At 56.3% G+C, this 11,952-nt stretch carries 10 protein-coding genes; 4 read left to right on the forward strand and 6 right to left on the reverse strand.

The features are described 5' to 3' along the window. Nucleotides 1-154 precede the first annotated feature (154 nt). A complete protein-coding gene (locus EG886_RS09405) occupies nucleotides 155-1,129 on the reverse strand; it encodes a helix-turn-helix transcriptional regulator (protein ID WP_164491761.1) in 975 nt (324 codons plus the stop codon). A 126-nt stretch (nucleotides 1,130-1,255) separates the two neighbouring features. Between EG886_RS09405 and EG886_RS09410 the strand changes: the two genes are divergently transcribed. Then, nucleotides 1,256-1,783, forward strand: coding sequence for a dihydrofolate reductase family protein (locus EG886_RS09410; protein WP_124727900.1), 528 nt, complete (start codon nucleotides 1,256-1,258; stop codon nucleotides 1,781-1,783). 214 nt (nucleotides 1,784-1,997) lie between these two features. Here EG886_RS09410 and EG886_RS09415 read toward each other — a convergent pair whose 3' ends face one another. After that, nucleotides 1,998-2,375 carry a winged helix-turn-helix transcriptional regulator gene (locus tag EG886_RS09415; RefSeq protein WP_124727901.1) on the reverse strand — a complete coding sequence of 126 codons (378 nt, stop codon included), beginning with the start codon at nucleotides 2,373-2,375 and terminating at the stop codon, nucleotides 1,998-2,000. A gap of 118 nt (nucleotides 2,376-2,493) precedes the next feature. On the opposite strand from EG886_RS09415, the gene EG886_RS09420 reads away from it, so the two are divergent. The 3 genes from EG886_RS09420 to EG886_RS09430 all read left to right on the forward strand — a co-directional run bounded on the left by EG886_RS09420 (nucleotide 2,494) and on the right by EG886_RS09430 (nucleotide 5,246). Further along, nucleotides 2,494-3,537, forward strand: a complete 1,044-nt coding sequence (locus EG886_RS09420) for an NADH:flavin oxidoreductase/NADH oxidase (RefSeq protein ID WP_124727902.1) — start codon at nucleotides 2,494-2,496, stop codon at nucleotides 3,535-3,537. Nucleotides 3,538-3,674: 137 nt separating this feature from the next. Beyond that, nucleotides 3,675-4,493 (forward strand): MBL fold metallo-hydrolase, encoded by an 819-nt coding sequence (locus tag EG886_RS09425; RefSeq protein ID WP_124727903.1) that lies wholly within the window; start codon nucleotides 3,675-3,677, stop codon nucleotides 4,491-4,493. 165 nt (nucleotides 4,494-4,658) lie between these two features. Then, nucleotides 4,659-5,246 (forward strand): transglutaminase domain-containing protein, encoded by a 588-nt coding sequence (locus EG886_RS09430; RefSeq protein ID WP_124727904.1) that lies wholly within the window; start codon nucleotides 4,659-4,661, stop codon nucleotides 5,244-5,246. Between the two features lie 34 nt (nucleotides 5,247-5,280). Here the strand turns inward: EG886_RS09430 and EG886_RS09435 are convergent, their stop codons facing one another. The 4 genes from EG886_RS09435 to EG886_RS09450 form a co-directional block, all read right to left on the reverse strand. Further along, on the reverse strand, nucleotides 5,281-6,660 hold the full coding sequence (locus tag EG886_RS09435) for a PepSY-associated TM helix domain-containing protein (RefSeq protein ID WP_241154300.1): 1,380 nt from the start codon (nucleotides 6,658-6,660) through the stop codon (nucleotides 5,281-5,283). Nucleotides 6,661-6,889: 229 nt separating this feature from the next. Then, on the reverse strand, nucleotides 6,890-7,384 hold the full coding sequence (locus EG886_RS09440) for a glutathione peroxidase (RefSeq protein ID WP_124727905.1): 495 nt from the start codon (nucleotides 7,382-7,384) through the stop codon (nucleotides 6,890-6,892). Nucleotides 7,385-7,553: 169 nt separating this feature from the next. Then, on the reverse strand, nucleotides 7,554-8,399 hold the full coding sequence (locus tag EG886_RS09445; RefSeq protein ID WP_124727906.1) for an alpha/beta fold hydrolase: 846 nt from the start codon (nucleotides 8,397-8,399) through the stop codon (nucleotides 7,554-7,556). A gap of 223 nt (nucleotides 8,400-8,622) precedes the next feature. Continuing rightward, nucleotides 8,623-11,946: a DUF499 family protein gene (locus EG886_RS09450; RefSeq protein ID WP_124727907.1), complete on the reverse strand. Its 3,324-nt coding sequence runs from the start codon at nucleotides 11,944-11,946 to the stop codon at nucleotides 8,623-8,625. Nucleotides 11,947-11,952 lie beyond the last annotated feature (6 nt).

The following is an 11,952-nucleotide window of genomic DNA, read 5'->3' on the forward strand; positions in this document are numbered from 1 at the left end:
TCCGCCTCATCCTTTCAAAACGGGCTGCAAGCCTTGGAACCCACAAAACAAAGTATTCTTCCCATGGTGTATATTCCCCTGTTTTCAAGCGTGTGGAACCGAAAATCAAAAGCGGAACGGTTTCCGGGTCAGGATCCGCCATCCTTTCATGATCTCATATATCCCCGCTGTCATCCCCGTACATGTTCACCACTGCCTTCGCCAGTTCACGCACCGTTTCCCGCAAATCCTCCGGTTCCACCACCAGCACTTCCCGATGCATGCCGAGGCTCCACTCCGCAGCCTCCTGCCGGGTATCAAAGCGGAGGGTGGCCGCAATCCATCCCATTTCATCCGGATCTTCGACCGACAGGACCCGGACGAACCGGTCACTGAAACGGATCCGGCGAAGCGCGTGGGGAGTGAGCCGCACCCGCACAATATATTCCGGCAGCCGGGCAACAAACCGGGCTTTGCTCGCGTTCCACCATTCGGCAAGGTCAAATCCTTCCGGACGATCAAACGTTTCCGCCAACATCCGCGCGGACTGAATCCGATTCAGCTTGAAGCTCTTGATCCCTTCCGCCGTGTTGGCCACCAAATACCAGACCGCCCCCTTGGCCACCAATCCGAGAGGCTCCACGATGCGTTCGCTTTGCTTTCCGTCGAGTCGTTCATATCCGAGCCACAGCTTCCGCTCTTCCAGAACGGCGCGAAGGATCGGTTCCATCCATTCATTCTCGGAGTTTCCGCCCTTCCACGGCTCCGTATCGAGATGAATTCTCTCCCACCATCTGAGCACCTGTGATTCCGTCCGGTCCGGCAAGGCGGAGGAAAGCTTGCGGCGGGCCATCCGGTACGTCCGTTCCAATCCCAGATCTTTGAGCAATTTTTCGGGCATGTTGAAAAACAGGGAAGCCACTTCATCCTGATTCAACGTGAGCAGGGTTTTGCGGAAGGAGTCCAACAGGTACCAGCCTCCGTGCCTTCCCCGGTCCGCCACCACCGGGATTCCCATCCTGCCGAGCGCATCCAGGTCCCTCAGGACGGTCCGCTGGGATACCTCCAGCTCCCGGGCCAATTCACGCGCCGTCCACTTTCCGCCTTTCTGGAGAATCAGCAACAGTTCCATCAGCCGATCGGCTCTCACCCGCATTGCCTCCTCTTTTCTTCCAACATCTCACGGAATCATGACATCAGATGTCATATTTCTCCGGATATACTGACTCTGTCCAACTTGAACCATACACATGGAACCATGCAAGGAGGGATCCTCATGCAACGAAAAGTGATCGCATACATCGCCATGAGCCTCGACGGATATATCTCCCGGGAGGACGGCAGCATCGACTGGCTGTTGAAACTCTCGCCCGAACCCGAAGAATACGGCTATGATGAGTTCATCCGCACGGTGGATACGGTGATCATGGGCAGAGCGACGTATGACCAGCTGCCGGAGCTGTCCGACACTTTCCCCTATGCGGACAAAGACTGCTATGCCTTTTCCCGAACCCGATCCGGACGGGACGAGCATGTCCGGTACGTAAATGAAGATCCGGGAGTATTCGTAAAGAGGCTGAAAAACAAGCCGGGTGGACACATCTGGCTGGTCGGCGGTGCCGAACTCATCCGGGATTTCATCGAAGCGGACCTGATCGATGAGTGGATCATCGGAGTGGTTCCCATCCTGATCGGTCGGGGCATTCCGCTCTTTTATCCAAACAACCGGGAAACCGGGTTGAAACTGGTGTCTCTATCGGCAGCCGGCGAACTGGCGATGCTGCATTATGAAGTGATTCGTTGACGCTCCTCTCTACAACGGGTACGAAAGTGACCAAAAGCGTCCGAAGGGCTGCCCCGCAGTCCGCCGGACGCTTTTTCTTGATCCCGACACCGGTGAGAAAACCATGCGCATTTCCGCATTCACGGAAACAAAACATCCAGATTCCGAAAGACGGAAACTTCTTCCGAACACTTTGCCATCAAACGGTGCACGCTTGCTGTTTCTCCGCAAAAGCTCATGTCTTCTGCTCCATGAGATTCCCCACGACCTCCCCTGCGTTGTTTTTTCGCCTCATCTCTTCCGCCGCCAGGTGGTCCCGTCCCCACTCGTTCATCAGAAGCAAGATCGGTTTCAGCGACTCTCCGCAGGGAGTCAGGGAGTATTCCACTTTCGGAGGCACCACCGGATACACCGTTCGGCTGACCATCCCGTCCCGTTCCAGCTCCCGGAGTTGCTGCGTGAGCATTTTTGGCGTGATGGCCGGCATCCGCTTTTTCAGTTCCCCATACCGTCTTTTCCCGTCCATCAGGTACCAGAGGATCAACGCTTTCCACTTCCCGCCGATGACTTGCAACGTCACCTCGACGGGACAGGGATGCTCCGCTCCGCTCATGCCCGTTCACCCGCTTTCCCCGCAGTGATTCGGTTACTAAAAAGTAAGTACTTACTAAAAGTAATTATACACGATAGACTGAAACTGAACCAGAAACCAAACGGAGGGATGGGAAACCATGATTCATTTGGCAACGCCGTTTGAGTGGAAGGGATTGACACTGAGAAACCGGGTGGTGATGCCGCCCATGTGTCAGTTGTCCGCCATGGGCAGGGATGGAAAGCCCAATGACTGGCATTTCGTTCACTATGTGTCCAGGGCGATCGGCGGCACGGGCCTGATCATCATCGAAATGACCGATATAGAACCGGACGGCCGGATCACGGACCTGGACCTCGGCATCTGGTCCGACGAACACATTCCCGCATTCCGGCGCATCGTCACGGAAGTGAAAAAACACGGAGCCGCGGTCGGCATTCAGATCGGACACGCGGGCCGCAAGGCGGAACACGTAGAAACGCCCGTTTCGTCATCTGCGATCCCTTTCGGTCCCGGATTTCCACCCCCCCGCGCACTGTCCACCTCCGAAGTGAAGGACATGGTCCTGAAATTCCGTGAAGCCGCCCGTCGAGCGGTGGAAGCGGGGGTGGACACCATCGAGCTTCACGGTGCCCACGGCTACCTGATCCATCAGTTCCATTCTCCCCTGATCAATCGGCGGGATGATGAATACGGCCGGGATCTTGCCCGGTTCGGCGTGGAAGTGATTCAGTCCGTGAAAAGCGTCATGCCGGATGACATGCCGCTTTTGTTCCGCATTTCGGCGGTCGAATATGCGGACGGCGGCTATGACCTTGACCATGCCATCGAACTGTGCCGCCGCTACCGGGAGGCCGGCGTCGACATGTTTCACATTTCCAGCGGCGGGGAAGCTCCGCTCGGTCGAAGGCGTCCCGGAAGCCACGCGGGGTATCAGTTGCCGATGGCGCGTGCCGTCAAACAGGCCCTCGACGTCCCGGTCATCGCCGTGGGCAATCTGGATGATCCCGAGGTTGCCGAATCGGCCGTGGCCAACGGTGACGCTGATCTGGTCTCCGTCGGCCGGGGCATGCTCCGCGATCCCTATTGGACGCTGCACGCACTCCAGGCTCTGGGGGCGGAAACCCGCGCTCCGGAGCCGTACAAAGTGGCGTTCCGCCGAGTCCGGTCCGCCATGTCCTGATTCGAAAAAGTTCCCCTTCCGGGCGGGTGGCAATCCCGGACGGATTTGATACAATTCTCTTCGGCACATACTAGCCAACGAACCTCACGTCCGGAATGTTCCCCGGATGGCACTACGACGCAGAAGGAGAACTGGCCATGTCCAAGTATCATACTGTGCTTCGGCTGGAAGACGGGATCTTCCATCTCTTCGAACCTTCCGGAGTGGGCTGCACGCTCGTCCTGGGTCAGGAAAAAGCCCTGCTCTTTGACACCGGTCACGGTCTCGGTGACCTCCTGGGCGCGGTCCGGTCCATCACCGACCTGCCGGTAGTTCTCGTCAATTCCCACGGGCACATCGATCATGTCGGAGGCAACTGGCAATTTGCGTCGGCGTACATCCACCCTGCAGACAAAGAACTCGCCGAACGGCATGTGTCCCGGGAAAAGAGAGAATGGATCATCCGCATGAAGTTTTCCGATCCAAAGAAACTCCCCGAGAACTTCTCGGTGGACACATACACATCCAGAACGGCCGGTGAATGGCTGCCCGTGGAAGACGGACAGTCGTTCGAGCTGGGTGGCCGGTCGCTGCGGGTGATCCACACCCCCGGTCACACGCATGGATGCATCTGCCTGCTGGATGAACAGACCCGTACCTTGCTCACCGGCGATCTGGTCGCTCCCGTCACCTGGATGTTCCTTCCGGAGAGCACCACCATCGGGACGTTCGTGCAAAGTCTGGAGCGTCTCCGCGAATGGGACTTCGAGAAAATCATCGTCTCCCACCTGGCCGGCATCCTGCGCCGCGGCTTCATCGACCGGATGCTCCAATGTGCGAGAAACATCGACGTGGCTGGTAGCCGGCCCTTCCCCACCCCACTCGCCGAAAACGTCCTCGTCTACCGCGAAGGCGGCGAGCCCGGCACCCGGGGCTATGTATCCATTGCCTATACCCGTGACAAACTGGACCTGTGAAGCCGGACCCGGGAATGGAACACCGTCAAGTTGCCCGCCAACGTTTGCCCGTACATCGGAAAGAATGAAAAAACCCGCTACAGAAAGAAAGATTCTGTCAGCGGGTTTTTCCGTCTCTGTTCCTTGGCGAATTCCGGTATATCTTCAAGATCGGAGAGTGAGGAAATGAAAAGCGTTGAACAATGGTTGGATGCTTGTCTTCAACCTGCAGGCGACATATCCCGGGCGTTTCAATCCATGGGTGTGCGGACCTTTCGGGAAGCTGCCCGTTACGTGCAGGCGTTGCCATACGGGCGGAATACAAACCGTGCGGATGCGCGGTCGGTCTTGCGCGAAGGAAAAGGGACGTGCAGTACCAAGCATGCGCTGCTCGCGATGCTGGCGGAGGAAAACAAGATTCCCGTACGATTGATGATAGGCATTTACTTGATGAACGAAGCCAACACTCCCGGCGTCGGCAACGTGTTGACACAACACGGCCTGACGGCAATCCCGGAAGCACATTGTTATCTGCGGCTGAATGAGCAGTATTTGGATTTCACCCGTCAAACCGGACAAAAGGACAAAATCCCCCTGTCATTCCTGGCGGAAAAAGAGATTGCTCCCAACGAGATCGGCGAGGAAAAAATCCGGTTTCATCAAGACTGGTTGAAGCACTGGGTAACAACCTCGGCCGTGCCCGTCAAGGACTGGAGAAAAGTGTGGGAGATCCGTGAAGCGTGCATCGCCGCATTGTCACAATTTCCCGGATGATGCCAGTCATCCCGGCGGATGTTCGAAAATGATGTCATCCCAACCACTTGGCCAGCAGCGGCACCCGCGTCACCACCCACCGGTCCACCGCCATCGCAAGCAGCAAGGAAACTCCGACCAGCGGGAACACCAGCCCCATGATCACCAACCATCCGGCGGCTCCTTTTATCCGGGAGCTGCTCTCCGGTTTCGGCGGAACCCCCAGCTTGCCTGCCGGTCTCCGTTTCCACCACATGACCCAGCCGCTCACGACGAGGAAGACCAGCCCCAGGCAGATCAGCAAACCCAGCAGCTGGTTCCACAAGCCAAAGTACCGTCCTTCATGCAGCGCGATCCCGACGGAAATCGCCTTGGCCAACGGTCCGTAATCACTGAATCGGAGATCGGCCAGCACATTTCCGCTGTACTGGTCGAGGTGAAGCGTGGCCTCATCTTCCGGACGGTTTGCCCGCAGCGACACGGTGTAAACCCCCTTCTTCCCCTCCGGAAGATGAATCACGTATCCCGGTTTCACCCGATTGGCTTCGGCAATGTGCATGACCCGTTCCAAGGAAATCGGGCGATTTCCGCTCGCGGAAAAAGGAACCGGCAGCGTCTCGGCCGCCCAGGGGACATCCGCCACTTCTTTGGTCGGGACGGTGGATTCCGGTTTGCCGTCCCACAAATACCTGGGATATCCCGTTCCGGTCTCCGCGGCGAATCGGGAAATCCACTCTCCCGTGAAACCGGACCAGGGAAGTCCCGTCAACACCAGTGCCACGATGCCAGCGGACAGCCAAAACGCCGAAACAGCATGCAGGTCCCGCCACAGCACCCGTCTTTTTGCGGCAAAGCGCGGCAAAAACGTCCCGAACACAGCCCGCCGTTTCTCCCGCGGCCACCACAGATACAGCCCCGTCGCGACAAGGATCAAGGTCCAGCACGCCGCCAGCTCCACGATCCGGTCCCCCGCCGTGCCGGCCATGAGTTCGCCATGCAGGACCTTCACCCGGTTCATCAGGCGGTCAGATTCGTTTCGCACCCCCTGGATCTTTCCGTTGTACGGATCGACAAACACCGTGAACGCCATCCCGTCCTTTTTCAGCATCACTTCCGCCGCCCGGTCCGGTGCAAAAGACGGTGTGAAGGCGGTGATCATCGCATCCGGATTCGCTTGTTTCACCCTTTCGAGCAAATCCGTGGGGGCCAACTTTCGCTCCCCCGGGCTGACGTACATCCAATCCCGGTACAACCATTCCTCCAGCTGCGGTTTGAACAGGTACACGGCCCCGGTGACAGCCAGCAGGAAGATGACGGGAGCAAAGAGGAGACCCGCATAAAAATGCCAACGCCATACCACTGCGTACCAATGCCTGCCTTCCCGACGATGTTCCGTTTGTCCCGTGCTCCGCATGTTGGCCACACGTTCCTCCATGCGCTTTTCCCCTTTCCCGATCCTCTTTTCTGCGAGTATAAAACGCATGACAAAAAATGGGATGACCGGAAAGAGTCATTTGAGGTGGATGACGAAAAAACGTCAAAAAAATACCGGAGTCGTTCCCCGGCGCCGTTCTTGCAATCGGCAACCGGGGATGGGACTCCGGCAAACTTTTTTCCGACAGGCATTCGATGTTCGGAAAATGGGGATTGGCGGATCCAGTCTGTCAGGCCGATTCCATCGGTTCTTCGAGCAGCCGCTCAATGTCGGCCGCGATGCTGGCTGGTGATGTGGTCGGTGCATACCTTTTGACCACTTCCCCCCGACGATTCACGAGAAATTTGGTGAAGTTCCACTTGATGTCCTTGAACAGCATGGCAGACGTGTTGTCTTTCAGGTACTGAAACAAGGGATGGGTGTTCGGGCCGTTCACGTGGATCTTGGCAAACATGGGGAACGTGACCCCGTAGTTGATCTGGCAGAATTCCTGAATCTCCTCCTCGCTTCCCGGCTCCTGACCGCCAAACTGGTTGCAGGGGAAGCCGAGCACTTGAAATCCCCGGTCCTTGTAGCGATCATACAGCTGTTGAAGCTCCTGGTACTGCGGGGTCAAACCGCACTTGCTGGCCGTATTCACGATCAGGAGCACCTGTCCCTTGTAATCGGAGAGCGGCTGCTCCTGTCCGTTGATCCGTGTCGCGACAAACTGGTAAACGCTCATGCGAATACTCCTCCATTACAGGATTTTCACATTGGGAATGCAGGCAGAAATCTTTCTTCCACCTGCCTCTTCAATTCCTTCCAAAGCGGACATGCTTTCTCCTTCAGTTTCCATGATCCCCGATGATTGTTCCATGAGCCGGAGCACCCTGACACACGAATGCAGATCTTCACTCACGAAGCCATGCCAGGAAGCGTTCGTCAAACAGACCGGGCTCCTCCAGCATCGGATTATGCCCGCTTTGTTCGAAGATCACTTTCGTGACGTGGCGATGCTTCTCTTCCACCGAGTCCCACAGCGAACAAGGACCGACCAGATGATCGTGCCGTCCCAGTGCCAGCCACACCGGCTTGTCGCAGCGAGTAAGGGATTCGATCAGGTTCATGCGGCCAAACACGTCTCCCCACAAATGGTCGATGACCGGCATGTGGGTCACCACTCCGTCCCACAGCGGAGCAGCGTCGAACGTCCAGTCATAAAAGCCAAGCGCTCCCATGCGGATGCACATGTGGGCAAACCGCCGCTCGGGTTCCCGCTCCAAATCCCCGGGAAGAAGAGCCAGGTCTTGCTCCAGCTTCTTCTTGCGATCCGGTTCGGCCACTTCCTGGAAATGAGCCATGCTTTGCTCCTGCCGCTCTGCGCTGTTCGTCGGTGCCGTGTTCATGAGCGCCACCTTGCGAACGGATCCGGGATGGCGGATGGCATACTCCAGCGCCAAAAACGCATTCCCCGAATGCCCGGCGATCACCACATCCTCCAGGCCGAGCTCTTTCCGAATGATCTCCGTGTCTTCCAAGATCCGATCCAACACCCCGTCGAGGGGTTCCCCCTCCCGGGGCGGCGGAACAAACCCCCGGTGATCAATGAACACCCACTTGCACGCCTTCCGCAGCTCCGGTGAAAACAACCTCGGAAAGTACAAGGAACTCCCGATCAGCATCACAGGGAGCCCTTCCCCTTCCATCCGGTAAACCAGTTCATATCCGTCAATGCGGACAATTCCATCTTTTTTCACGGTTTACCCTCCCCGTTCCTCTCCCCTCAAAACTTTTTCATTTCCCACGAAACCGACACTCGGGAGGCCGGGGCCAGGTGCGGGCGATGCAGACTGGAAATCGAGTTTATGTTGTGGCCCCGATCCCAGAAATTTTGTGAAAATAGAAGAAAAATGAAAACTGTTGTCATCTCTAAAAAAAAGCAGCAGCCCTGAACTGGACTACTGCATTTCATTCTCATGATCACTCCTCATAAAACTCCACGTTCATCTTCAGATTGCGCCCGTTCTCCCTCACGGTCCGTTGTACGTTTTCGGGCACGCCTTCCGGTACGGACACTTCGGCATCCAAACGAACTTCCAATCGGGCCCCGGGAAGCTTTTTCAAATGATCCAGCACCTCTTCAAAGAACAAGCTGATCTCCTTGACATAGCGATTGGAATCCAGATTGGAAGTGATGATCACCCGCTTTGGAAGTGCCTGCCCCGGCTCCGGATCGATCACCGGTGGTTTCGGATCGGTTCCGTCTCCTCCGTCGGTAACAGTGCCACCACCAGGTAAATCGGGCGGATTGTGACCTGTTCCTTCTTTTTCCTTTTGCTGCGCCCAAAACAGACGGGCGACATCCGGCTTGATGAGCACACTGCTGTTGTCCAGATTCACCTTGGCGTACATTTCCCCAAACTTGAATCCGATGTAGACCCCGTTTTCATCCACTCCATGGGCGTATCCGAAAAAGTCCTTGCTGGCAAGCCCTTCTTCCACCGCATGAATGAAAACATCTTGATTTTTCAGCCTGGGCAGGTACAAATATTGGGTGAAATATCCCCAAATCTGCTTCATCGGGACATGGAGCTGATCACGCCAGATCCAACGACCCAGTTCCATGCTCAGAAGAGCGGGATTCCACTTGGTGATGAGCTCCTGTTCATTGACCATTTTCCGACCGGCCTTGACAATCATATCCTCTCCGGTGACGGTGGACAAACGGTATTCCTGCCAGGTGACCTCTCCCGTTCCCTGTTGTTTGGGGAGCAAAAGCCAGTCATACGTTTCATGGATGCGTGCATCCACCACGGTGTTGAAGTGTTCGATGCTGTTTTTGACCTGCTTGGACTGAAATGCGTCCAGATTCAGGGAATCGCTGTCATCCTTGATGGATTTCCACGCCAGATAATAACTGACGGCATGAATCAGATCCGCTTCCTTACCGGCGTCCGGTGCCACAAAAGCCAGCATGTTCCGGTGAATCCGTGCACTCTTTCCCCGGGACTCCAGAATTTCCCCCGCAAACTGGATCGCCCGACTTTCCTTGTTGTCTTTCCGGTGGGTGTATCCGGGTCCGAGCAGGACCAACCTTACAAACGCCTCATCTGAAACGTCCGAGGAGATTTGCGGAGCGTAATGAACCCCGATGAATTCCCCTTTGCTCCGGATCGAACGCAACCGGCGGATGATTTCTGCGTCCACTTTTTCCTTCAAATCTTTTTCTTTCAGGTATTTTTCCGCCCGCTCGGATGCAATCCGGTTGACGCTGGGATGAGTGTCAAACCAATAGCGCCGGTTGTCCGAATAGATGTAGTTGAGCTCCTCCAGAAGCCGGCGAAGTGCATCTCCGAACACAACCGTTTGTTCGCCCGGCTGGACACAACCCAGCTTGATTCGTACCTCTTCGATGCCACGATTCCCTTTGTCGGTATTTTTCGGGGCACTTCCCACGAAGATGGTGCGAGCCACACGCCGCGCCGCCGAGCACCGCCCCAGATGGGGATTTTCATTGTCCATTTTCAACGGTCGGGAATGTTGACCGTCCACTTCCCCGTCAATGACCGCATCCCAATTATTGTTCGGGAGATAGCGCGTCATCTCGGAGCTTACACGTGAGCTGTCCAAAGGAATGGTCCCAGGCATGATCAGAAGCGAACGGTCCCCCGACTCCCACAATCGGTGGATTATGATGGCCATCAGACGAAGCACGCCCCGTGTTCTCTGGAAGCGCTCCAGCGTGGACCAATCTTCATAGAGCCGGTTGAACAATTCCGGATGGATTGGATATGCGATACGCATCCGATATTCATAATCACGGCTCTGCGTCTCCTGCGGGAAATCCGCCTTGTGTTGGTAGTACATGGCCATGAATTCCCGAATGACCGCATCCCGTGCCGATTCATCCACTTGGGCAAACAACCGGCGGCGTACGATCTCCATGCTCTCTTCCTTGCTGGCCGGTTTCCAGATTGTCTCCAGCCGACCGAACGTATGCTGGAGCCGTTCCAGAGCCGCCCGACCGCCTTCACCGCCCACCTCAATGTCGGATTCCGGAATACTGGCCACCACCAACGCGTCTTTCACGCGTTTGGCACCCTCGGTCAATGCTTGGACGAAGGTAAGATTGGCATCAAACGTTCCGCAGGGGAGATCATCCACGCCGTACAGGTTGCGGGCAAAAGCCACCCACTCATCGATCAGGACCAGCACCGGACCAAACCGGTCAAACAGGTCCTTGATCTTGTCCGACCCGGGGGAGATTCCCTTTTCATCCTCCTCCCGGACCATTTCATACCCTTCCTTGCCTCCCAGCTGATACGCCATTTCCCCCCACAGCGTCCGAGTGACCACCCCATCCGGATATTTGCGGACATCAAACGGAGAAATCTGCGTACCGACAATGACGGCCCGATTGGCAATCGGAAGTTCATCATCCACTTCCGCGACCACCCGTTTCAACTCGGCCAGTTCATCCAAATGGATCTGGCCGCTGAACAGGTGATACAGCGCCAGCATGGTATGGGTTTTCCCGCCACCGAACGAGGTTTGCAGCTGGACCACCGGGGCACCGCCTTTTCCGGTCAAACGGGCAACAGCCAGCTTCAGGAGATCACTCAAACCCGAAGTGAGATACGTACGTCTGAAAAATTCCATCGGGTCCTGGTATTCCGGAGCGGCCTCCCGGCGAATCACCTGTGACAGGTCCGCGGCAAACTCCGCTTCCTGAAAACGTCCCTGAGCCACATCTTGGTGTGGCATGGCCACTTCCCGCCACGGCTTCAAATGGGAGAGAGTTGCCACCTTGGTAAGTTCCACGTTTCGCGATTTGCGCTGCTCTTCTTCCAACTGGGCCAGTGTGAGCTCACGAATCATCTTTTCCAATTCGTCCACTTCCGCCTGGCTGCCGACGGCCTGCAGCAAACGGTGCATGGTATCCAATGCCCGCTGTGTGTCACGCAAGCTGAATGCCCGTTGGTGTGCCCACTGGTTGCGGAATTCCCGCAGTTCGCTCACATAGCTCCTTCCGGTATGACCGAGACGGTTTTTGAACACGTGATACCAATTGTCCCACATCACCGTAAAAAGTGCCTGGACATCCAGCTTTTCAAATTTCTCCTCATCCGGCCCTTCATGGCGAACGGCATCAATCCCGATCGTTCCCTTGAGGTAGGGCTCCACTCCCTCAACAAACCAGCCGCCCTTGTAGTGAAGTTTCAGTTCGCGTCTGATGAATGGAGCCAATCCCTCTTTCAGGATATCCAGGCCTTTACCGACACGCTCCCGATTGCTCATTCCCATGAGTCT

This window comes from Staphylospora marina, assembly GCF_003856495.1.
In the GTDB taxonomy this organism is placed as follows: Bacteria; Bacillota; Bacilli; order Thermoactinomycetales; family Thermoactinomycetaceae; genus Staphylospora; species Staphylospora marina.

What these genes read in the sequence shown, in the direction of transcription:
- EG886_RS09410 (WP_124727900.1), top strand. Translation starts at nt 1,256, where the DNA reads ATGCAACGAAAAGTGATCGCATACATCGCCATGAGCCTCGACGGATAT.
- EG886_RS09415 (WP_124727901.1), bottom strand. Translation starts at nt 2,375, where the DNA reads ATGAGCGGAGCGGAGCATCCCTGTCCCGTCGAGGTGACGTTGCAAGTC.
- EG886_RS09420 (WP_124727902.1), top strand. Translation starts at nt 2,494, where the DNA reads ATGATTCATTTGGCAACGCCGTTTGAGTGGAAGGGATTGACACTGAGA.
- EG886_RS09425 (WP_124727903.1), top strand. Translation starts at nt 3,675, where the DNA reads ATGTCCAAGTATCATACTGTGCTTCGGCTGGAAGACGGGATCTTCCAT.
- EG886_RS09430 (WP_124727904.1), top strand. Translation starts at nt 4,659, where the DNA reads ATGAAAAGCGTTGAACAATGGTTGGATGCTTGTCTTCAACCTGCAGGC.
- EG886_RS09435 (WP_241154300.1), bottom strand. Translation starts at nt 6,660, where the DNA reads ATGGAGGAACGTGTGGCCAACATGCGGAGCACGGGACAAACGGAACAT.
- EG886_RS09440 (WP_124727905.1), bottom strand. Translation starts at nt 7,384, where the DNA reads ATGAGCGTTTACCAGTTTGTCGCGACACGGATCAACGGACAGGAGCAG.
- EG886_RS09450 (WP_124727907.1), bottom strand. Translation starts at nt 11,946, where the DNA reads ATGGGAATGAGCAATCGGGAGCGTGTCGGTAAAGGCCTGGATATCCTG.